Genomic DNA, 22,739 nt, shown 5'->3' with positions numbered 1-22,739 from the left:
ATGAGGTGCTGGGGAATGTGCTGTGCGGGAGCGATCACTCGAAGACACCGTGGTAGATGTCTTTGATGTTCCAGTGCCCGGGTGTGGGCACAGGCTCGTTAGTCATCGGCACGTCCAGGACCGCGGGGCGGCGCCGCTCGATCGCGGTACGCAGCGCCTCGGCGAGGCCGTCGGGGGTGTCGATGAGGTAGCCGTCAGCGCCGCATGATTGGCCGAGCGCGGCGAAGTCGGGGCTGTAGGGGCGGCCTTGCGGGTCGCGGAACTCGCAGCCGTAGCTGCGGCCGAAGTTCGCGGCCTGCAGGTCGGCGATGGTGCCGTGGGCGCGGTTGTTCATCACGAGGAAGATGACCGGCAGGCCCTGCTCGACGGCCATCGGCACGGCGGGCAGCTGCGCGCTCATGCCACCGTCGCCGATCAGCGCGACGACGACCCGGTCGGGTTGGGCGATCTGGACACCGAGCGCGGCCGCGGGTCCGAAGCCCATGGTCGAGGCCCCGCCGGGGGTGATGAAGCGGCCGTCGGCGGGCAGCGGGTAGCACTGGGCGACGCCGTTCTTGTTCCAGCCGACGTCGGTGACGAGGATCGCGTCGGTGGGTAGCTGCCGGCGGACGTCGGCGAGGATGCGTTCGGGGCGTAGCGGGAACTGGTCGCTGCGGCCGCGTTCGGCGCTGTCGTCGAACAAGGTGGTGCGGGCGGCCCGGATCTCCTCGCGCAGTTCGGGTCGTGTCACCGGCCGCGGTACGCGCCGGTGCAGTGCCGCGTCGATCGCGGCGACGGCGAGGGAGGCGTCGGCGACGACGCCGATCTCGACCGGGTAGTTGCGGCCGATCTCGGCCGGGTCGATGTCGACCTGGATCAGCTTCGACGGCGGGAACCGCCAGGTGTAGTCGGGGTTCCAGGAGCTGGCGTCGGTTTCAGCGAACCGGGTGCCGAGGGCGAGGACGACGTCGGCGTGCAGGGCGTAGTCGTTGGTGGTCTTCAGGCCCCAGAAGCCGGGCATGCCGAGCACGAGCGGGTGTTCGTCGGGGATGGTGCCTTTGGCCATCAGCGAGTGCACGATCGGGATGTCGAGGTGTTCGGCGAGGCGGATCAGCGCGGGGCGGCCGAGGTCGCGCGACAGGCCGCCGCCGACGTAGATCAGCGGCTGGTGGGCGTCGGCGAGCACAGCGGCGATCCGGTCGGCGTCAGCGGCGGCCAGGTCCGGGACAGTGGTGCTGGCGGGCAGCGGGAAGTCGGCGGTCGTGGTCTGTGGCCGTGACAGCAGGTCCATCGGGATGTTGAGCAGGACGGCGCCGGGCCGGCCGGAGGTCGCGGTCCAGAACGCCCGCTCGGTGAACCTGGGCAGGTCTTCGACGCGGTGGGCGTGCCAGGCCCGTTTGACGAACGGCCGGTAGATCGCGGTCTGGTCGGCGTCGGCGTGCAGGTTGACTTCCTGGTGCGGGTGCCGCCCATACATGTAGGACGGCACGTCACCGGCCAGCACGATCATCGGGACGGAGTCGAGAGCGGCGGTCGCGACGCCGGTGACGGCGTTCATCATGCCGGGACCGACGTGCACGAGCAGGACTCCGGGTTTGCCGGAGGCGCGGGCGTAGCCGTCGGCGGCGTGCGCGGCGGCCTGTTCGTGGCGGGCGATGACGAACTGGATGCTGGTGCGCCCGATGGCGTCGAGCAGGGCGATGTTGGTGTGCCCGCAGGTGCCGAAGACGTACTCGACGCCGTAGGCCTCCAGTTGCGCGGCCAGGGCCTCAGCGCCGGTGGAAGTGGTGGGTTGGCTGGTCATCGGGTCTGCCCCCAGATGGACATGTCGCGCAGCAGCAGGGTCTTGATAACGGTGTAGTCCTCGATCATCTGGCGGGGGGCTTCCCGGCCGAAGCCGGAGTCTTTGACACCGCCGAACGGGACGTGGTCGAGGCGGAAGTTGGAGGAGCCGTTGACGACCAGGCCGCCGACCTCCAGTTCGCGCCAGGCGGTGATGATGCGGCCGATGTCGCGGGTGAACAGGCCCGCCTGCAGGCCGAAGCGGCTGGTGTTGCAGGTGGCCAGGACATCGTCGAAGTCGTCGTAGGCCAGGACCGCGACGAGGGCGCCGAAGACTTCGCGGATGACGATGTCGGCGTCGGGGGCCGGCCCGGCGACGATGGTCGGCTGCAGGGTGGCGCCGTCGAGCGCCCCGCCGAGCGTGAGGACCGCTCCCCCGGCGACGGCCTGCTGGGCCCAGCCGGCGACCCGCTGGGCGGCGGCGTCATCGACCATGGAGCCGACGTCGGTGTCCGGGTCGAGCGGGTCGCCGACCTTCAAACCCTTGACCTCGGTGCTCAGGACGTCGAGGAATTCGTCGTAGCGGCTGCGGTGGACGTAGATGCGCTGGACCGAGATGCAGCTCTGCCCGGAGTTGGAGTATCCAGTCCGGGCGCAGACCCGGGCGGCGGCGGGTATGTCGGCATCTTCGCAGACGATCGTCGCGGCGTTGCCGCCGAGTTCGAGGACCAGCCGCTTGGCGCCGGCAGCGCGGGCGACGGCCGTACCGGTCTCGGCGCTGCCGGTGAAGCTGATGACCGCGACCGGGTCGGCGGCGCACAGGGCTGCCCCGACATCTCCGCCGCCGTGCAGCAGTTGTACCGCTTCGGCGGGAGCGCCGGCGGCCAGCAGCAGCGCGACGATCGCCGCGGAGGTCGCCGGGGCCTGCGGCGGGGCCTTGACGATGGTGGTGTTGCCGGCCGCGAACGATGCGCCGAGCTTGTGCGCCAGCAGGTTGGCCGGCGCGTTGAAGGGCGTGATCGCCAGGGCGACGCCGGCCGGGGCGCGGTAGGTCAGCGCGGTGTTGCCCACGCCGCGGGCGAAGCCGGCCACCGGCAGGACTTCGCCGCCGATCTGGCGGGCTTCGGCCGCGCAGACCAGGAACGTGTCGGCGACCCGGTCGAGTTCACCGCGGCCGTCTTTGAGTGGCTTGCCCAGTTCCAGGGCGATCAGCCGGGCAATGTCGTCGCGGCGTACCGATGCGGCGAGGGCGGCGGCCTCCAGGACCTCCGCCCGCCGGGCCGGCGAGAGCCGGGCCATGGTCTTCGCTGCGGCTGGTGCGTATGCGACCGCGGCCGCGATGTCCTGTTCGGAGGCGGCCACCGATCGGCTGACCGTCCGGCGGAGGTAGGGGCCCTGCCTGTCGTGCCATGTCCCGTCGGTGACCCAACGGCCGGCGATGTAGGACGGCGCTTCGACCACCGCGTCGGCGGTGCGCGTCGCCAGGATCGTTTCGAGCATCCTCAGGCCCTCTCGATCTCTGAACCACTGTGCGGTACCACTGGACCGCTATACGGACTAGGTGTAAGGTACGGTCGTCCCGACGGTCTGGCAAGAGGGCGATTCGAGAACGTTACGGATGCGTGAAAAGACCGGCCGGGCGCGAGAATCGGTCGACAGTCAGGTCCCAATGCGCCTCCCACCGGGACCGTGCGGAGGCCAGGAAGCGAGGAACCGTGAAGTCGGCACCCAACCGCGAGCCGGATCAGCAGGGCGATCCGCAGGGCGTACGCAGTGTCCAGCGGGCACTGGACATCCTGTCGCTGCTGACCGAGGACAGGTCGACCATCTCGATCCGCGACGTCGTCGAGGCGACCGGCCTGCCCAAGACCACCGTCATCCGGTTGCTGTCCACGCTGGAGCAAAGCGGCCTGGTCTGGGCGACGGCCGGCGGCTATATGGCCGGCCCGGGCCTGTGGCGTTGGGCGCACCTGGCCCGCAGCAGCTGGGAGATGCCGCCGGAGACCAAGCGGATGATGCGGGAGCTGGCCGCCCGCCAGCGTGAAACGGTCAACCTGTATGTCGCCCGCGACATCTACCGGGTCTGCATCGCGCAGCAGGAAAGCCCGCAGCCGCTGCGGCACGTGGTCCACGTGGGCGACGAGCTGCCGATGTGGGCCGGTGCCGCGGCGAAAGTCCTGTTGCGCGACGCGAACGCGACCCTGCTGTCCCGGGTCGCGCGCAGTTCCCCCTACGGCGAGCAGCACGTACGCCGCTTGCAGGAGTGGATCGACGAGGCGGCGGTACAGGGCTTCGCGTTCAGCCACGGCGAGCGCGAAGACGGCCTGTCGGCGGTGGCTGTCCCGGTCGTCGGGCATTCCGGCTCGGTGGTCGCCGCGTTGTCGCTGAGCGGTCCCACGCTGCGGTTCACCGATCAGCGGATCGCCGAGTTCGTCGCCGATCTCAAGGAAATGGCCAAGCGCATGTCGGATCGGGGCTTCGAGCCGGTGGGCTCGGCGACCTGACCCGATGCGCCGCGGCCCGTCCAGCGCTTCCCGAGGAGTACGCGCATGCGCCAAGGACCGCTTTCCGGCGTCCGGCTGCTCGACCTGACCAATGTTTTGGCCGGGCCTTACTGCACCTATCAGCTGATGCTGCTGGGCGCCGAGGTGGTGAAGATCGAGGTTCCCGGTCAGGGCGACCTGGCCCGCCGGCTCGGCGCCGACCCCGACCTCAACGACCTCGGCCTGGGCGCGTCCTTCCTGGCCCAGAACGCGGGCAAGAAGTCGATCGAGCTCAACCTGAAGGAGGAGTCCGGGCGCGACTCCTTCACCGAACTGGTCCGGCACGCCGACGTGCTGGTGGAGAACTTCCGGCCCGGGGTCCTGGCCCGGCTCGGATTCGACTGGGACCGGCTGCGTGAGCTCAATCCGCGGCTGGTCTACTGCGCCATCAGCGGGTTCGGGCAGACCGGGCCGCTGAGCCAGGCGCCCGCCTACGACCAGATCATTCAGGGCATGTCGGGAATGATGAGCATCACCGGGACCGCGGACACCGCTCCTCAGCGGGTCGGGTTCCCGGTCTGCGACACGATCGGCGGGCTGACTGCCGCGCTGGCTGTCGCGGCCGCGATCGCCGGGCGGGAACGCACCGGCGAAGGCTGCTTCATCGACGTGTCCATGCTGGAGGCGAGTCTGTCCACGATGGGCTGGCCGCTGTCGAACTACCTGGTCGCCGGGGTCGCTCCGCTGCCCATGGGCGACCAGAACGCCACCGCCGCCCCGTCGGGCACGTTCGAGACGGCTGACGGGCCGCTCAACATCGCCGCCAATCAGCAACGCCAGTTCGAGAGCCTGTGTCATGTCGTCGGCCGCCCCGACCTGATCACCGATCCACGGTTCGAACGAGCCCTGGGGCGCAAGAACAACCGCGACGAGCTCAACCGGGAACTCAACAAGGCGCTCAGCGCCCACGGCGCCCTGCACTGGGAGCAGGCGTTGACCGCGGCCGGTGTGCCCGCGGCGCGGATCCTGACCGTCGCCGAAGCCGTCGAGCTACCCCATCTGACCGACCGTGAGTTCTTTCTCGACCTGCCGTTCCCGGAGCCGGCCGAGTCGGGTGTCGCCGCGCGCCTGGTGCGGGTCAGCGGCAGCGGGATTCTCATCGACGGACACCGCGGCCACCCGGCAGGCCCGCCGCCGCTGCTCGGTGAACACAACGAACAGGTCAGCGACCTGATCTCGGCGTGGACCGCGGAACAGGAGAACCGATGACCAGCGTCGAGGACGTGGCCGCCTGGTGGGCCACCGGAGTGTCGCGGATGGAGCCCGGCGTCGTTGAACTGCGGGGCCGCCCGGTCCAAGACCTCATCGGCACGACCGGGTTCGCCGACATGGTGTGGCTGATGCTGCGCGGCGAAATTCCGGACCCGGCGGCCGCCCGGCTGCTGGAAGCCGCGCTGGTCGCCGGTGTCGACCACGGCCCGCACGCACCGTCGATCGCGGCCGCCCGGATGGCGGCCACCTGCGGCGTCGGCCTCAACAACGCCATCGCCACCGGCGTCAACATGCTCGGCGACTCGCACGGCGGCGCCGGCCAGCAATGTGTGGAACTGCTGACCGACATCTGCCGGCGCCAGGACGGCGGCGCGGACGTCGCCACCGCAACCGCCGAAACGATGGCCGCGTGGCGGCAGCAGACCCGCTACCTGCCCGGCTTCGGTCACCGCTTCCATCCGCGCGACCCCCGCCGGGATCCGCTGCTGGCCCTGGTCGAGCAGGCGGTCGCCGACGGGCTGGTCGAGGGCCGGTTCCTGGCCGCCGGGCTGGCCGTCGAGGCCGCACTCGACCGGCCGGGCCGCCGCCCCGTCCCGATGAACATCGACGGCGCCACCGCGATCATCTACGCCGAACTCGGGTTCGCCGCGCCGCTGGCGCGTGGCCTGTTCGTGCTCAGCCGCAGCGTCGGCATCCTCGCCCACGCCTGGGAAGAAAGCCAGCAGGGCCGGCGCAACAAGGGGCCCATCCCGCCCGGGATCCTGCCCGCACAGTTGTGACCCGCCCGCCGGCGCACGACCCTCAGTCATCGGAGCGGCCGCCGATGAGGCGCTGCATGTGCTGAAGCATCCGCTCGGCGTCCGGGTCGCGTCCGGTGAACAGGCGCAACGCGTCCACCGCTTGGTAGACGGTCATGCCGCTGCCGTCGAGGGTGCGGCAGCCGACCGCCCGCGCGTCGGCCAGCAGCGGCGTCTGCAACGGCCGGTAGACGATGTCGGTCACCCACAGCTTCGGGTGCAGCAGCTCAGCTGGGACCGGCGTGCGGGTGTCGGGGGTCATGCCGACCGCGGTGGCGTTGACGAGCCCGTCGGCGTCCGCCAGCCGAGCGCCCAGGCCCGCCGGCCGGGCGGCGACGACCACCTGACCCGGCGCGGCGGCGGCGCTGAGCACGTCCCGCAGCCGCTCGGCCCGACCGTCGGCGACGTCGACGATCGTCAGCCGCTGCGCGCCCTTCTTGAGCAGCGCGTATCCGACGGCCGTGCCCGCGCCGCCCGCGCCCAGCAACACCACGTCGGACATCCGGGCATCCGGCAGCCCTCGGGTCATCGACGCCGCGAACCCCGACCAGTCGGTGTTGTGGCCGATCCGGCGCCCGTCACGAAAGACGATCGTGTTGACCGCCCCCAGGACCTGGGCGTCGGGCGACAGTTCGTCGAGGTGACCGACCGCCAGTTGCTTGCACGGATGGGTCACGTTCAACCCGGTGAAGCCGAGCCGCTGCGCCTGGGAGATCAGGTCGCCGATCGCTTCGGGGCGCAACCCCAGGTCGTGCAGGTCCATCAGCTGGTACAGGTAGCGCACGCCCAGCCGGTCCGCCTCGCGTTCATGCAGCAGCGGTGTGAGGGAGCCGGCGATACCCGCGCCGATGAGCCCCACCAGGTAGCGTTCCGCCCTCACCATGCCTCCAGTAATGTACGAACTAGTACGTTAGTTATCTGCTCCCGGTCGCTCCCTGTCAAGACCTCGTGAGACGCTTGAGACATCGACGCCGGCGGTCCGACGGCACCAGGCGGTAGCCCAGGAAGGGGTGCGGCATGACCTCGACGGCGCAGGCGTCGACGGAACCACAGCGCGACCGGGAGCGTACGCGCGCCGAAATCCTCGACGTCGCCACCGCCGAGTTCGCCGCCGCCGGGTACGCCGGGGCGCGGGTCGACGAGATCGCCGCGGCGACCCGGACCACCAAGCGGATGATCTACTACTACTTCGAGAACAAGAAGCAGCTGTACATGGCCGTGCTGCAACGTGCGTACATGCGCATCCGCGACGCCGAACAGGACGTCGACGTGGCCCACCTGGACCCGGTCACGGCGGTGCGCCGGATCGCGGAGACCACCTTCGACCACCACGAGGCGCACCCGGACTTCATTCGCCTGGTCTGCGTGGAGAACATCCACCGGGCCGAGCATCTGGCCGAACTGGTACAGACGGTGGATCTGCGTACGCCGGTGGTCCACCAGCTCGACGTCCTGCTGCGCCGGGGCCGTGAGCAGGGCGTGTTCCGGCCCGGCTGCGACGCGATCGACCTGCACATGATGATCAGCTCGTACTGCTTCTTCCGGGTGGCCAACCGGCACACCTTCGGCGCGATCTTCGATCGCGACCTGGTGGATCCGGCCGAACGCGGGCATTACCGGACCATGCTCGGCGACATGGTGGTCCGCTTCTTGGCCGCCTGACGGCCACGTTTCTCGCGCTGCGGTGAGCCGTCGGTCCCTTCAGGACCGGCGGCTCTTGTTCGATCCCTTCATCCGCCGCCCCAAGATTGCTTGCGCCACGCAGTGGCGTCGTCCTATATTGACGCGGTACCTCTAGGCGGTACATCTGGTCCATCTAGTGGACCAACGCAGCTCCGGGCGTTGTACCGCCGGCATCCCATCGGTCCTCGGCATCAGACAACGAGGTGACCAGCATGGCCCAGCTCCCCCGACGTACCGTCCTGACCGGCGCGGCCGCGACCGCGGTCGGCGCCACCCTCCTGCCCGGCACGGCCGGCGCCGCACCGGCCGACGATCGGTCCTGCGCCCCCGCAGTGCCCGATCCGGTCGCCGCGGCGACCCGCGACTTCCCGAAAGTCGGCGGCAACTACGGCAACCAGAACTACACCGCCCTGCGCGACGTCCACCACGGCAACATCCACCGCCTCGGCGGCGCGTGGCTCAACCGGATCGAGGGCGGCATCACCACCGGCACCAACCAGAGCACCGCCGTGGCCGTCGACGGCGTGCTCTACATCGAATCGGCGTACGGCAACGTGTTCGCCGTCGACGGCAAGACCGGCGTCACCAAATGGGTCTACCGCCAGACCCGCGGCACCCTGACCCGCCGCGGTGTCGCCGTCGGCGACGGCCTGGTCTTCACCCACGGCAAGGGCAGCTGGATCATCGCCCTGGACCAGCAGACCGGCGCCGTGGCCTGGGAGAAGCAGATCACCGGCTACGGCGGGATGGAGAAGGTCGCCGTCACCCACTACGACGGCCTGCTCTACGTCGGCACCCACGACAGCGACCGCAACGCCGCCCTCGCCCTGGACGCCCATACCGGCGACGTCGTCTGGCACTTCTGGGGCGCGCCCGGCCCCGGCGAGATCGGCAACGACACCTGGGAGGGCACCTCCTGGCAGACCGGCGGCGCCGCGCCCTGGATGCATCCGGCCGTCGACCCCGAACTCGGCCTGGTCTACTGGGCCTTCGGCAACGCCCGCGGCAGCAAGTCCTCACAGGACGGATCGCAGCGCGGCGGGCAGAACCTGTTCTCCAGCGCACTGGTGGCCATGGACCTCAAGACCGGCCAGTACCGGTGGCATTTCCAGTCCATCCACCACGGCATCTGGGACATGGACAACACCATGGCCCCCGTCCTGGTCGACACGAAGATCCACGGCCGCACGCGCAAGCTGGTCGTCTACGGCTCCAAGTCCGGGATGTACTTCATCCTCGACCGCACCGACGGCACCGCGCCGCTGGGCATCGACGAAGTCCCCGTGCCGCAGGAACCACGGCAGAAGACGTGGCCCACCCAGCCGTTCCCCCGGCAGGGACCATGGACCGAGAACCGGGTCGTCGACCAGCCGCTGGGCACCGACGTTCCGGGTGACCCCAACCGGGCCGTGCCCAACTACGTCCAGGGCGCCCTGTACGACCCGCACTGGGACATCCCGATCCTGACCATCCCCGGCCACGGCGGCGGCGCGGACTGGGCCCACCAGTCCTTCAGCCACAGCACCGGCTTCATGTACACCGGCTACGGCTACGTCGCCGCCGCCCACTCCCTCACCGAAGCCAGCAACGGCCTGCGGCCGCCCGGCGAATATCAGACCGGCGGCGTGGTCGCCGTCGACGCGTCCACCAACAAGGTCGCCTGGAAACGCCGCCTGCCCTACTCCGTCGCCCACGGCAACGGCGTCCTGACCACCGCCGGGGACCTGCTGTTCATCGGCCAGCCCGACGGCTATCTGCTCGCGCTGGACGCCCGCCACGGCCACGAACTGTGGCGCTTCCAATGTGGAGCGTCGATCAGCAGCAGCCCGATCAGCTACGAGATCGACGGCGAACAGTACATCGCCGTATACGCCGGCGGCACCGGCATCCCCTACGGCGACTCCGCCCCGCGCGGGGACTTCCTGTGGGCGTTCAAGCTCGGCGGCACCGTCGCGCCGGCCGCGGTGCCCACCCCGCCGGTCGTCCGCCGGCCGGTATCCGGCGGCCCGGTCGAGGGCAGCGTCGTGAACAACACGGTCATCCTGGCCCGCACCTACAACGCCGCCACCAACACCGTCGGCACCGTCGAGTCGACCGCGGTCAACGCCATGGCACCGACCCACCTGCGCGTACCGGTAGGAACGACCGTCACGTTCACCAACCCGGCCGACAACGCCAACGTCCACGGTGCCACCCAGTTCTTCGAAGGCCTGTTCGACGTCCGCCTGCAGCCCGGCGAGTCGTTCACCTACACCTTCACCACCAAGGGCGAGTACTTCTTCAACGACTCCTTCAGCCCCCGGCCGACCGGCAAGGTCGAGGTCTACTAGCTCCCAGGAGACACATCGTGCGCCGTTTCATCACCAAGACCAGACTCAGCGTCGCGCTGACCGCGCTCGTCAGCGTCGCCGCGACCCTCACCCTCGCCGCCGCGACCGGCCTGCCCTCCGCCGCTCACGACGACCACGGCCGCGACCAGGGCGCCCAGCAGCTCGGCGACCCCGACTACGGCGTCTGCCGCGGCACCGACGAACGCTGCTACCACGACTGGGGCAACTTCGACCCGGCGACCAACGGCTACAAGGTTCTGCTGTACACGCGTACCGCCGGTCCTCGGCACGCCAACCTCGGCCCGGCCCTGGCCGCCGGCCTCAATCCGCCGCTGACCGCCGCGAACGTCGTGCAGAACGCCATCATCAAACTCGGCCAGGACAACGGTTTCAGCGTCGACTACACCGAGGACGTGGCACAGCTGGCGTCGCCCAACCAGCTGTTCCGCTACAACGCGGTCATCTTCTACTCCACCTCCCGCGACACCCTCGACGACGGCGCCCAGACGTCGCTGCGCCAGTACATCCGTGGCGGCGGCGGCTTCGTCGGCATCCACAACGCCTTCGGCACCGAGTACAACTGGCCCTGGTACGAGGGCCTGCTCGGCGGGACGAACTACTACGACCACGGGCCCGCCCAGGCCGGCACGGTCGAAACCCTCGACCGCCGCGATGTGTCCACCGCCGAGCTGCCGACCCGGTGGAACTTCACCGACGAGTGGTACAACCTGGTGCCGTTCCCGTCCAAGGTCCGGTTCCTGGCCTCCGTCGACGAGGACACGATGCTGCGCGGCACCGAAGGCTCCATGGGCCACCCCGGGCACGGCGACTTCCACCCCGTCGCCTGGTGCCAGTACTACGACGGCGGCCGGGCGTTCCTGACCACCCTCGGCCACGACGCCAAGGACTTCGTCACCGACGGCTCGTACGCCGGTGCGGCCGAGTTCCAGAAACTCATCATCGGCGGCATCGAATCGGCGATGGGCAAGACGCCGTTCTGCAAGTAGCCCTCATACAAGTACGCCCGCCGGCAGCGTGGCCGGCGGGCGTACCGCATGTTCGGCGGTTAGCCGGCCGCTGCCGCCAGCCGAGCCTCGGCCTGCCGGTGCAGATGGTCCCGGGTGGCCGCGATCGCCATCCGCGCGTACTCCTTGCCACCCACCTGGGCGACCGTTGTGGCACGCGGGATCTCCAGCGCGTACGGGATTCCCCGCGGCAGCGCGGCGAGGATGCCGGGGACGTCGATGCCGCCTTCGCCGGGAAACAGCCGCTCGAACCGGGCCGTGTAGATGATCCCCTCCACCGTGTCCGGGACGACCGCCGGCGCGTCGCAGACGTGAGCGAAATGGAACCACTCCCGAGGCAGCTCCGCCAGGTCCGCCAAACTCGACCCGGACCGCGCGAAATGCAACAAGTCGACCAACATGCCGGCGTTCGGCTGCCCGGCGGCGCGCAGCACCCGCGTCGCCTCACCCAGATCTGGAGTCTCCGTCCACGACGGAAACTCCAGATCCACCGTGAGCCCGAGCGGCCGGGCGAGCTCGCACAGCTGCGCGAACCGGTCGATCTTGCGTGATCGGTCGGGATCGGGTAGCTGCGTAATGACGTGCCGCGCGCCCAACTCCGCGCCTGCCTCCAAGAAACGCAACAGGTCGCGTGGTTCGACGTCCGGCCCGATCCGCGCCAGCTCCACGTCGAGCACCTCGACCCCGGTGGCCGCCAGGCGTACCTTCGTCGTGCGCATCAACGCCGAATCTGTGGCCAGCGGATAGTGCGGCTCCTGCGGTGTGACCCGGGTCAGCCGTAGCCCCACGTACCGGTAGCCGGCCTCAGCGGCTGCGTCCACCAGCTCCGGCGGGGACAGGCTCAATGCGGTCAGGTGCGCCAGCGAGTACTCCTGCACCGGTGTACGTGCGTGGTCGTCCCCCTCCCGCAGACTGATCAGCCGCCGCTCACGGTGGGCGGCCATGCGTACCGCGACCGTGTTGGCGGCCCCATAGCCGCGGTATCCGCCGATCCGCTGGACCACCTCGAAGAAGATCCGCGAACCCAACAGTTCCGTGTAGAAGTGCAGGTACTCGCCGTATTCGTCGCGGTCATAGAGGATCGAGTTCTCCCGCAGGGTCGCCAGCGTCGTCGTTGGCAGCTCCAGGCGGGCATCGAGGTCGTCGTAGTAGTTGTCCGGGATCCTCAGCAACACGGCGCCCGCCGCTCGCATCGCCTGCGCGGCGGCGATCGCGTCTTCGGTCGCAAATGCGATGTGCTGGGGGTTGGGTACGCCGGGCGACCAGGCCCCGCGTCGAAGCGCGGCAGTGTTCAGCGTGATCCGGACGCGATGCTCGGGGTCGGCCGCCGACCGGCTACGGATCAGTCCGAACGGCGCGGACAGCTCGACCGGGGCAGCCGAGCGCAGCCCGAGCACGGAACGGTAGAAGAACGCGACCTGGTCGAAGTCGTCGACCGACTCGGTCAGCGAAATGTGATCAGTCGCCGTCACCCACCGGTCGCTACGCGGAACCTGGCCCGTGGTAACGAAATCGTGCAGCCAGCCATCGCCACAGGCTTGCGGTTCCACTGCGATCCCTGCGGTCTGCCGCGGGCCACCCGCGCCGGGAGCCGGACCGTCATGGGTGGCGCGGCAGAAGAAGATGGCCGTGCCGTCCGGCGACGCCACGGAAGCCAGGTCTTCCTCGTCGGGCCGGCGTACGCGGGGCAGCACCGGGGCCATCAGCCGCTGAGCCCGCAGCGCCGACGCGACCGGATCTCGGCTCTCGACCGCGACCGCACAGATGGCGGCGGTCCCGGGGAGCACCCGATTCGGTGCGGACGAGTTCACCAGAACCCGCGCGGCCCCCTGCTGCCATAGCTGCACCGGCTTGGATCTGTGCTGACCACAGTGGACGAAGCCGAGCGCGGTCAGCGTTCGCGCGACGGCCGGGCCGGAAACTTCGTCTACCGCCAACTCGGTGAACACCATCCCGTCCAGGCCCGGCGCGGCCGGAAGGCCAGTCAGCCGGACGCTTTCGCGCGCCCTTTCGGGTCGGCGATGCTCCACGGACTCCTGCAGCACAAGTAGCGATCGCATCCCGTCCATTGCCACCTGACGCGGATCGGCCTGCCGGTAGACGTCGTTGGACACCTCCAACGACAGCGGGCCGGCGTACCCGGTCGACTGGATGTGCTCGATGAAGGCAGGCAGGTCGAATGCCCCCAGCCCCGGCAACAACCGGTAATGCCGACTCCACTCCGTCGGATCGATCGCCAGCCGAGGCGCGTCCGCCACCTGCACATGGAAAATCTTGGAACCCGGGATCACACGGATACCCGAGGGATCGTCGCCCTGGCACAACACGTGGAAGCTGTCCAGGCCCAGACCGAGCGCCGGATGATCGGCTCGGCGCACGATCCGCCACGCATGCGCGTAGGCCCGCACGAACCGGCCCCACGCCAGCGGCTTGTACGCAACCCGCAGCCCGGACGCGGCCGCGTGATCGGCGAACATGTGCAGTTGCTCGGCGGCAAGCTCATCGTCGTCGACCGCGTCCGCAGACTCCGACGAGTGAACGAGCAGCGTGCCCGCACCCAGCCGATGCATCAGGTCGAACTTGCGATCCGCGCGATGCAACCCCGCCCGGAAGACGTCCGGCGCCACGGCTTCGCAGTCCCGGAATGGCTGATACACATCAATCGTCAGCCCGCGCCGGTCGCATTCTTCCCGCACCCGCTCGGGCGACCATGCCGAGGCGATCAAATCCTCCTCCACCAGCTCGATGCCTGCGAATCCGGCCGCGCTGACAGCAGCCAGTTTGTCCTCCAACGTTCCCGACAGGCACGCCGTAGCGATGCTGAGCCGCGGTCCAGTCGGGATGGCATCCGTGGGCAGCGTCTCCGCGTCCCGCACGCCGTGCGCCATCGCTCGTACCTCCATCTCGCAAGCTAATGTACGAACTAGTACGTTAGTTATACGCGGCGGAGCTCATCGTCGGAAAGACCCGGTGCGGCGTATCCCGGGGGACGCAGCGTGGACGCGATGCCGGGCCTGGATAAATCGAACTACGTTTCCCCGTCACCGATGATCTCGGCATGCCGCAGGAGCGACATGAGTGGAGAATCCGGCTGAGGGTTCCCCGCTCTGGGTCTCGGGGCTGATCAGACTGTGGCCTGTTCTCCGACCCGGACCAGCGAAGTCGAGGTGGCTTTCGGTGGCCGGCGTCCGGGCATCCACCAGTTGGCTTTGCCGCAGAGTTCCATCACTGCGGGGACGAGGATCATCCGGATGATGGTGGCGTCGATGAGAACGGCGGCAGCCATGCCCAGGCCGATCTGTTTGACCGAAACGTCGGAGCCAAGTAGGGCGGTCGTGAAGATGGCGATCATGATGGCGGCTGCGGCTGTGATGACCTTGGCGGTGCTGGCCAGTCCGCGGGTGACGGCGGTGCGGGTGTCGCCGGTGCGCTGGTATTCCTCATGGATCCGCGAGATCAGGAAGACCTCGTAGTCCATGGACAGGCCGAACAGGAGTGGAAACATCATCATCGGTACCCAGGTCGTGATCGGCATGTGGGTGGGGAATCCGAGGGCTGAGCCCAGCCATCCCCATTGCACGACCGCGACGAGTACGCCGTAGGCAGCGCCGATCGACAGGATGTTCATCACGGCGGCTTGCAGTGCGATCGTGGCGGACCGGACCAGTGCGATCAGCAGGATCAGGGACATCATGATGACGGCGGCGATCATCAGGGGCACGTGTGAGCGGGTGTCCTCGGCGAAGTCGATCGCGCCGGCGTTCGGGCCGCCGATGTAGACGTGTTCACCGCCGGGGGCCTGGGGCAGTACGTTGTCGCGCAGTTCGTGTACCAGGGCTGTGGTCGCCTCGTCTTGGTATCCGGTCGTGGGGAAAGCCATGAAGATGGCGGCCTGCCCGTCGTTGCTGATCCGGGGTTGGGTGGCGGAGGCGATGCCGTCGGTCTTTGTGACCGCTTCGATGAGGGGTCGCAGATCGGCGTCCTGGGCGTCGACGTTGGTGGCGAAGATCAGGGGTGCGCCGTAGCCGGGGCCGAAGCCCTCGGAGAGGATCTCGTATGAGGTGTAGCTGCTTCGGTCGTGGGGCTGAACGCTGGCATCGGGCAGGCTCAGCCGCATCGACAGCGCGGGGGCGGCCAGCACCAGCAGGCTCGCGCCGGCCAGGATCGCTGCGATCAGTGGTTTGCGCTGCACCACGCCGGCCCAGCGTTCAGCGGGGGTAGGGCGTTCCCGGGGAGGGACACTGTCGTGCCCGTGGCGGCGGGACGTGCGCCGGGGCAGACGCAGCGAGTGGATCTTGTGGCCGGTGAAGCCCAGTAACGCCGGCAGCAGAGTGACCGCGGCGATCATCGTCACCAGCACGGTCACTGACGCGCCGATTGCCACGCCGGTCATCATCTTCTGCCCCATGGCGATCAGGCCGAGCAGCGCGATCACCACGGTCGTTCCGGCGAACAGGACCGCGTGGCCTGCGGTGGTGATGGCCTTGACCGTGGCGCTCTCGGGATCGCCTTGGTCCTGCAGGCTGTCTTTGTAGCGGGTCAGGATGAACAAGGCGTAGTCGATTCCCACGCCGAGACCGATCATCACGGCGACGAGCACGGTGAAGTCCGGCGACGGGACGAGGTGCCCTACGAGTTTCATCAGGGCGATGCCGCCGACGACTCCCATCAGTCCGGTCATGATCGGCAGGCCCATCGCTACGAGTGACCCGAAGGCGATGAACAAGACCACCGCTGCGGCCAGGATGCCCACGCTTTCGGCCGAGCCCGGCGCGGGGGTCTCGGCCTTTTCCGCCTTGTCCCCGCCCAACCCCAGGGTCACACCGTCACCCGAGGCTTCCTTGACTGTGTCCACTAGGGGCTTGACCTCGGCCTTGGTGACATCTTTGCCGGTCAGCGGTATGGTCATCCGGGCGATACGACGATCCTTGGTGACCAGGCTTTCGTCGTGATAGGGGGAGGTCACCGGTCCGGTTATGGGCGAGGCGTCCAGATCGGCGATGACCTTCTCGATCTCTTGCCGGGCGGCGGGGTCGTCGATCCCTTTCTCTGCCTTGATCGCGAGCGTCAGCGTGTCTCCCTGCTGTTGAGGGAAGTGTTTGTCGATCAGAAGCTGCGCTTGGGCGGAGTCGGAGGCACCGCCGGAGTAGTCGTTGTCGGAAGGCGTGCCGTAGCCGAAGCCGACGAACGCTGTGGCGATGACGCCGACGATCCAGGTCAACAGGACCAGGCGGCGGCGCCGGTAGCAGAATCGGGCTAGCCCCGCCAGAACTCCGTCCGTACGGGGAGTCTCGGTTGTCACGTCTTTCTCCTCAGATCCCTTGTGTGTCGCGGTTCCTGCTCCCTGATCTTTGATGTCGAAAGCCAAGGACTGGGAAGTCGGGGACATCCAGGACGGTTACCGCGACTTCGCTACGTGGTTTGCTGCATCGGTTTCGGTCCAGCGCCGGCAACGTGTCAGCGGAGGCGTCGTGTCCGTTGGTGCGTTCCCGCGGCGGCGAGGATTGCCGGCGCGGCGCGCGGGCGGCACTGTGGTGATGGCGTCGAGGTCGGTGGGCACAGGGGTGGGGCTCGACGGGTCAGCCGACGCGGTTCAGCGTTGATCGTGGCCGTCCTGGGCCAGGGCTAAGCGATTCCGACTGGGATCGTCCGCGCGCCCGACGGGTGGACGTGTGGGCGCGTGGTCAGGCCCGCAGCCGGGTCCGGTTCGACGGTTGGCCTACCGCCAGTTGCCGAGCTGTTCGACGTATATCTGCCCGGATATCGGCTTGCCCCGGTACCGTCCGGTGACACTGCCTGCGCCTTCGTAGACGCCGCCGAACGCCTGGACCTCCTGTCCCTGCGGCTCGACGACGATGGTGAGGCTGGCCTGCAGCCCGGGAATATTCACAGTCCACCGGGTGCCGTACCGCTTGCCGGTCGTGGGGCTGGTCCAGAAGGCGGAGGTGGTGTCGGCCAGCGGCTTCACCGCGACAATTTCGTGGGTTCCGTCCGGGTGCAGCACAGTCGCGTAGGAGGATTCGCTGCCTTGGGCGAACAGATCCCACAGGTTGATCCGCTCGCCGTTAGACAGCTGCAACGCCATCCAGGTCCACTTCTGCATGGTGCTCCAGTCCCAGGTACCCCATTGGCGATCTAGCCACGACTCGCCGGTCACCGGGTAGGTATGGCTGTTCACGGTGAGCGTTCCCTGGGACGTCAGGCTGGGCAGCGAATAGTAGTAACTCGTCCCGCCAAGGAACGGGATCAGCCCGGTCCCATTGTTGTACAGGGCAGGTCCCCGCGCGCCGAGGGTCAGGTCGATGTCACCAGCCGGCAGGATCGCGTGCAGGTGCATCGCATCCATCGGCCCGGACAGCGTCGCCGTGGGCGTGCGTACGTCGAGCGTGGTGGTGGAGAAGCTGGCCTGGTCAGATGAGAAGCACTGACTCTGCGTGTAGTACTCGCCGGTGGTCTTGTCGGTGATCGCGATGAAACTCTGCGGCGCCTGGCCGGCGCCGATCGTGACCTCGTAGCCGAACCGGTGACCATGGGCGTTGAGGTGGCCGACCACATACCACCATTCCTGGGCTGCGTTCGGATGCGCTGCCTGATCGGCCGGCAGATGCACGAATGTCGGAAAGGCGGATGCGGTCGTAGCGGTCGCCGGATGTGCGGTATCCGCCGGGAGGAAGACAGGGCCGGCTGTTGCGGGGATCGCCGACAACGCCGCGTCGGCCAGTACCGCGCCGAACGTCAGTGCGGCGATCACAGCGGTAGGTCGACGTCGCTGAATATGCATGGTGTTCCTCTTCATCTCTTGCCAGCGGACGGCATCCCGTCGGGGACGGGGGTGCACGGAGGTCACGGCAGCGATCGTCGCCCAGCCGACCCGGGCACGTCCTCGGGCAGGAGATGGCTTCCCGACACCGGTTGTGCGTAGCCGCCGGTGCCAGTGGTACGCAGTTTTGCGTAGACGCTGCGCTCCCGGTCGCGCTCCTCGTCGTAGCCGCTGCCCGGCGCACGGCCACTATGCTCGCGACATGAAACGCCGAGCAGTGTCGTTGCGCCTGCCCGTCTGGGCACAGGACGTCCTGCTCGGACTGTTCATTGCGGTGATGCAGGTTCAGGGCACGATCGTGAAACCCGCGGACGTAGGGTCACGGCCGCTGGACGACGTCGGCCACCTCGGCTATATCCTGCTGATCCTGAGTGGCGTCGTGCTGGCCGTACGCCGCCGGTGGCCGGTGGCGGTGTTCATCACGGCCGCTCTGGCGAGCCTGGTGTACTACACCGTCGGCTTCACCGACGGGCCCGGCTCGATCGGGCTGTTCGTCGCCCTCTACACGGTGACCGCCTACGGCGACGGGCGCAAGGCCCCGGTGATCGCCGGTGTGGGTATCACCGTGCTGGCCGCCGCCTGGCTCGCCGCCGCAGCCGACATCGAGCCGCGGGCCGCCATCGGCTGGGTGTTCTTCCGTATCGCGGCGTCGGTCATGGCCGCCGCACTCGGCGAAACGGCCCGGTCGCGGCATGTCATCGCGGCCGAAGCAGTGGAGCGGGCCCGGCAGGCGGAACGGACCCGGGAAGAGGAGGCACGTTCGCGGGTCGACGCCGAGCGGCTGCGGATCGCCCGCGAGGTCCACGACACCGTCGCCCACGCCATCGCCATCATCAACGTGCAGGCCGGCGTCACCGCATACCTGCTCGACAAACACCCAGAACGGGTACGCGAAACGCTGGTGACCATTCAGGAAACCAGCGCCCAGGCGTTGCACGAGATGCGAACGGTCCTGAGCGTACTGCGGGATTCGCGCAACGGACGAGCGCCGCACCCCGGCCTGGGACAGGTCGACGCGCTCACCGCGATGGCGCGCGCGGCCGGACTGGACATCAAACTCGAAGTGACCTCGCCCAGCGTTGCATTACCGAGCGCGGTGGACCACACCGCCTACCGGATCCTGCAAGAGTCGATCACCAACGTGATCCGCCACGTCGGCCCGACCCGAGTGACCGTCGCGCTCGACTACGGACCCGAGATCCTGGAAGTCCGGGTGGCCGATGACGGCGGCCGGGATGCCCCTGGGGACGACGGCTCAGGTTCGCACGCGTTGGCCAGCGTGGCCGGCACCCCTAACAGCGGCCGGGCCGATCCGGGCCGGGGAATCGTCGGCATGCGCGAACGCTGCGGTCTGCTGGGCGGTGAGCTGACCGCCGGGCCGACGACGTCCGGAGGGTTTGAAGTCAAGGCACGGCTGCCGTTGTCTCCGGCCGCAACGGCGTCGCTGTGAGCACGGCAGCCGCAGCTTCGACGTCCGGCGGCAACCCGATCAAGGTCGTGCTCGCCGATGATCAGGTCCTCGTGCGGTCCGGATTCAAGGCGTTGCTCGACGCCGAAGACGACCTCACCGTCGTGGGCGAGGCCGCCAACGGGGCCGAGGCGGTGGAGCAAGCCCGGACCACCCGGCCCGACGTCATCCTCATGGACATCCGCATGCCGCAGATGGACGGGATCAAAGCCACCCGCCAGATCACCGACACGCACGGCCTCGAACACATCCGGATCCTGATCCTGACCACATACGACACCGACGCATACGTCTTCGAAGCCCTCCAAGCCGGCGCCAGCGGCTTCCTACTCAAAGACGCCGGACCAGCTGAACTGTTGCACGCCATCCGAGTGGTCGCCGCCGGAGACGCGTTACTCGCACCGCGGATCACTCGACGCCTCATCGCCCAGTTCACCGCACAACGCATCGCCACCCAGGTCGCCGAAGACCGGCTGGCAGTGCTGACCCAACGCGAACGCGAGGTACTGACCCTGGTAGGACAAGGACTGAGTAACGACGAGATCGGCGCCCAACTGTTCCTCAGCCCAGCCACCGCCCGCACACACGTCAGCCACGCAATGACAAAACTCGGCGCGCGCGACCGCGCGCAGCTGGTCGTCACCGCCTACCAAACAGGACTGGTCCAACCCTGACGGTCAATACCGTCCCTGCCGGGTCGCCGCTGCCTGGATGGCTTCCACCGCAGATCAGGCGCGGTCACCGGAACTCGACCCCACGCGCAGCCCACGCCCGCCGGCTGGGACCATCTCGCTAACGGCTCTGTCGCTCTTACGGCTCTGTTGCTCTTTCGGTGGTGACGCTGGGTGATGTCAGTTGAGCAGGATGCGGTGGCGGAGGAGCGGGAAGCTGGCTCAGCCGTGCATCTGGCGCATGATCCGTTTCGTTTTGGTGTTCACGCCTTCGGTTCCGCCGTTGTGGTAGGACAGGGTGATCGCGGCGTGGACGGTCGAAGTCGAGTCCGCGGGTGAACGCCTGTAGGTGCCGGCGCGTTCCGGCACCCACAGGGCGCGTCAGCAGGGCGGCGCGATAAAGACACCCCGATCAGGGTCGTTGAAGGACTGCCGGGCGACGAACTCGTTCATGGGGTTGGCGGTGCCCCATTGGTCGGCGACGGACGGGTCGCTGAAGTCGTAGATGTGCGGGTGCCAGGTGTCCTCGTAGAGCTGTTCGAGTTCGGTGGTGTATTCGACCGTGTTGCCGTGAGGGTCGAGGAAGTAGCTGAAGGTGTTGTCGCCCGCGGTGTGGCGGCCGGGGCCCCAGACCTTCTCGACGCCGGCGCGCAGGAGGCGGCCCGATCCGCGCATGAACTCGTCGATTCCCCGCAGTTCGAATGACGCGTGGTGCAGCGCCACGTGGGGGCCGCGGGCGATGGCCAGGCTGTGGTGCCACTGGTTGCAGCGCATGAACCACATGACGTCGCCCATGTGCGGATGGGTGAGCGTGTCGGAGAGGGCAAAGCTCAGGTGCTTGTTGTAAAAGGCGACGGTCGCGGTCGGGTCGGGTGAGTTGATCACGACATGGGACAGCCGGACCGGGATGGACTCCCGCTGCTCGACGCGGCGATGCGTGCGCGTCTCGACCTCTGCGGAGACCTCTACCGTGCGCCCGTCGACGTCGAAGAAACGGAAGCCGTATCCACCGCCGGGCGTGTCGAGGGCGCTGGGCTCGGTGATGAGGGTGACGCCGTCCTGGCCGAGCCGCTGGGCGAGGGTGTCGACGTCGGTCGGGGTGGCTGCGCCGAAGGCGATCAGGTCGAGGCGCTTGTCCTGGGCCTGCCGGATGCGGACGACGTACTGCTCCGGAGATCCTTCGGCGGCCAGGAACGAGATGCCGGTGTCAGAGGCGACCTGGGTCAGGCCCCACATGTCGGTGTAGAAGGCGAGCTGGCGGTCGATGTCGGGTACGGCGAGATCGACATGGCGTAGATGCGTGATCAAAGGGCGAGTCATGGTGGCTCCTCGGGCATGGCGGGCGGAGTCCCACTGTCGGGTTGTGCCCTGGCGCCCGGGAAGGCGATTTTGCCGATATCAGGTATCTGCGCTGTGGATGGGTGCTGTTAGCGCTGGACGATGCGGGCGGCTTCAGTGAAACGCTCGCGCAGCCATTGGTGCCCGGCGTCGGTGTCGTTCATCGGGTGCCACCACATGGCTTCGATCAGCGGTGCGGCCTCGAAGGGGCACGGTAGCGCACGGACCCGACCGCCGGCGCTGAGCTGTAGCCCGAGCTGGCGCTGGATGAGCGCGACGCGCCGCGTGCCGATGATCATGGCTGGGAGCAGCGCGTAGCTCTCGGCGACCATTCGTACGTCGAGTTCGACGCCGAGTTGGCGCAGTTCGTGGGCGGCCGTGGTGAAGGCGGTGCCGCGGTGGTAGGTCAGCACCCAGGGCATGGCGGCGAGCTGCTTGAGGGTGAGGGTGGGTCCGACGTCGGGGTTGTCGGCGCTGACCAGGCACATCCATTCGTCGGAGTAGAGGTCCTGGTGGGGCAGGTCGGTGAGGAACCCGTGGGGCAGGACGAGCAGGTCGGCGGTGCGCAGCGTCTCGTGGGCGGCGTCGACGTTTTCGCGGGTGGTGGGCTGCACGTAGAGGCGTAGCCGTGGCGCCTGGGCGTCGAGGAGCCCGGAGATGGCGGGGCCGAGCGTGGACAGGGCGTAGTCGGACATTAGGACGGTGAACTGCCGGTCGGAAGTGGTGGGGTCGAAATCGGGTTCGCTGGCGAACACGCGTTCGGAGGCCGCCACGGCGATGGCGACCCGTTCGTACAGCTGTGTGGCCAGCGGCGTGAGCTGGTAGCTGTTGCTGACGCGTACCAGCAGATCGTCGCCGAAGTGGCGGCGGAGTTTGGCCAGCGCAGCGCTGGTGGCTGGCTGACTGAGCCCGAGGCGCTCGGCGGCGCGGGTCACGCTGCGTTCGGCCAGCAGCGCCTGGAGGGGCAGCAGCAGGTTGAAGTCCGCATTGCGGGGCACGCTGCCAACTCCTTATCCGTGTCGCGAATATCGACCATAGGCAAAATCGTCTTCACGGATAGTGCGACGGCCCGCAGAGTGTGTCAAGTCACA

At 68.6% G+C, this 22,739-nt stretch carries 16 protein-coding genes and 1 pseudogene; 8 read left to right on the top strand and 9 right to left on the bottom strand.

The genetic code is table 11. The annotated features are described in order from the left end of the window. Positions 1-34: 34 nt before the first annotated feature. Together G401_RS0127555 and G401_RS0127550 are read right to left on the bottom strand one after the other, a co-directional pair. A complete protein-coding gene (locus G401_RS0127555; protein WP_034593312.1) occupies positions 35-1,783 on the bottom strand; it encodes a thiamine pyrophosphate-binding protein in 1,749 nt (582 codons plus the stop codon). Continuing rightward, on the bottom strand, positions 1,780-3,261 hold the full coding sequence (locus tag G401_RS0127550; RefSeq protein WP_051367237.1) for an aldehyde dehydrogenase family protein: 1,482 nt from the start codon (positions 3,259-3,261) through the stop codon (positions 1,780-1,782). The genes G401_RS0127555 and G401_RS0127550 overlap by 4 nt, the downstream gene beginning before the upstream one ends. A 215-nt stretch (positions 3,262-3,476) precedes the next feature. On the opposite strand from G401_RS0127550, the gene G401_RS0127545 reads away from it, so the two are divergent. From G401_RS0127545 to G401_RS0127535, 3 genes are read left to right on the top strand one after another with little or no spacing between them, the layout of a single operon-like run. Beyond that, on the top strand, positions 3,477-4,265 hold the full coding sequence (locus tag G401_RS0127545; RefSeq protein WP_027345002.1) for an IclR family transcriptional regulator: 789 nt from the start codon (positions 3,477-3,479) through the stop codon (positions 4,263-4,265). Between the two features lie 45 nt (positions 4,266-4,310). Further along, on the top strand, positions 4,311-5,513 hold the full coding sequence (locus G401_RS0127540; protein WP_027345001.1) for a CaiB/BaiF CoA transferase family protein: 1,203 nt from the start codon (positions 4,311-4,313) through the stop codon (positions 5,511-5,513). After that, positions 5,510-6,295, top strand: a complete 786-nt coding sequence (locus G401_RS0127535; RefSeq protein WP_027345000.1) for a citryl-CoA lyase — start codon at positions 5,510-5,512, stop codon at positions 6,293-6,295. The genes G401_RS0127540 and G401_RS0127535 overlap by 4 nt, the downstream gene beginning before the upstream one ends. Before the next feature lie 22 nt (positions 6,296-6,317). Here G401_RS0127535 and G401_RS48890 read toward each other — a convergent pair whose 3' ends face one another. Then, positions 6,318-7,196, bottom strand: coding sequence for a shikimate dehydrogenase (locus tag G401_RS48890; RefSeq protein ID WP_034593311.1), 879 nt, complete (start codon positions 7,194-7,196; stop codon positions 6,318-6,320). A gap of 134 nt (positions 7,197-7,330) precedes the next feature. On the opposite strand from G401_RS48890, the gene G401_RS0127525 reads away from it, so the two are divergent. The 3 genes from G401_RS0127525 (at position 7,331) to G401_RS0127515 (ending at position 11,333) form a co-directional block, all read left to right on the top strand. Beyond that, positions 7,331-7,975, top strand: a complete 645-nt coding sequence (locus G401_RS0127525) for a TetR/AcrR family transcriptional regulator (protein ID WP_027344999.1) — start codon at positions 7,331-7,333, stop codon at positions 7,973-7,975. Between the two features lie 233 nt (positions 7,976-8,208). Continuing rightward, complete coding sequence (locus G401_RS48885; protein WP_051367236.1) at positions 8,209-10,326, top strand: outer membrane protein assembly factor BamB family protein; 2,118 nt, start codon at positions 8,209-8,211, stop codon at positions 10,324-10,326. Between the two features lie 17 nt (positions 10,327-10,343). Beyond that, complete coding sequence (locus G401_RS0127515; RefSeq protein ID WP_211240864.1) at positions 10,344-11,333, top strand: ThuA domain-containing protein; 990 nt, start codon at positions 10,344-10,346, stop codon at positions 11,331-11,333. 59 nt (positions 11,334-11,392) lie between these two features. Here G401_RS0127515 and G401_RS48880 read toward each other — a convergent pair whose 3' ends face one another. The 4 genes and pseudogenes from G401_RS48880 to G401_RS58665 all read right to left on the bottom strand — a co-directional run. Next, positions 11,393-14,239 (bottom strand): TIM barrel protein, encoded by a 2,847-nt coding sequence (locus tag G401_RS48880; protein ID WP_064741870.1) that lies wholly within the window; start codon positions 14,237-14,239, stop codon positions 11,393-11,395. A 236-nt stretch (positions 14,240-14,475) separates the two neighbouring features. Then, entirely contained in the window at positions 14,476-16,653 is a 2,178-nt protein-coding gene (locus tag G401_RS0127505) for an MMPL family transporter (protein ID WP_027344997.1), read from the bottom strand. Between the two features lie 417 nt (positions 16,654-17,070). Then, positions 17,071-17,454 carry a lipocalin family protein gene (locus tag G401_RS58670; protein WP_407636950.1) on the bottom strand — a complete coding sequence of 128 codons (384 nt, stop codon included), beginning with the start codon at positions 17,452-17,454 and terminating at the stop codon, positions 17,071-17,073. A gap of 27 nt (positions 17,455-17,481) precedes the next feature. Then, positions 17,482-18,132 (bottom strand): annotated as a pseudogene (locus G401_RS58665) (lipocalin-like domain-containing protein); the annotation flags it as partial. 256 nt (positions 18,133-18,388) lie between these two features. On the opposite strand from G401_RS58665, the gene G401_RS0127495 reads away from it, so the two are divergent. Both G401_RS0127495 and G401_RS0127490 read left to right on the top strand, forming a co-directional pair. Further along, positions 18,389-19,621: a sensor histidine kinase gene (locus G401_RS0127495; RefSeq protein WP_245601862.1), complete on the top strand. Its 1,233-nt coding sequence runs from the start codon at positions 18,389-18,391 to the stop codon at positions 19,619-19,621. Further along, positions 19,618-20,313 carry a response regulator transcription factor gene (locus tag G401_RS0127490; protein ID WP_027344995.1) on the top strand — a complete coding sequence of 232 codons (696 nt, stop codon included), beginning with the start codon at positions 19,618-19,620 and terminating at the stop codon, positions 20,311-20,313. Before G401_RS0127495 ends, G401_RS0127490 begins: the two co-directional genes overlap by 4 nt. A gap of 378 nt (positions 20,314-20,691) precedes the next feature. On the opposite strand, the gene G401_RS0127480 is transcribed toward G401_RS0127490, so the two are convergent. Continuing rightward, positions 20,692-21,630 (bottom strand): VOC family protein, encoded by a 939-nt coding sequence (locus G401_RS0127480; RefSeq protein ID WP_027344994.1) that lies wholly within the window; start codon positions 21,628-21,630, stop codon positions 20,692-20,694. Between the two features lie 107 nt (positions 21,631-21,737). Next, positions 21,738-22,646: a LysR family transcriptional regulator gene (locus G401_RS48865; RefSeq protein ID WP_034593309.1), complete on the bottom strand. Its 909-nt coding sequence runs from the start codon at positions 22,644-22,646 to the stop codon at positions 21,738-21,740. Between the last annotated feature and the right edge of the window lie 93 nt (positions 22,647-22,739).

Origin of the sequence: Hamadaea tsunoensis DSM 44101, assembly GCF_000428945.1 — a bacterium.
GTDB classification, from domain to species: domain Bacteria; phylum Actinomycetota; class Actinomycetes; order Mycobacteriales; family Micromonosporaceae; genus Hamadaea; species Hamadaea tsunoensis.
The sequence above is the reverse complement of the archived record's forward strand: the minus strand, read 5'-3'. Positions and strand labels throughout refer to the sequence as shown.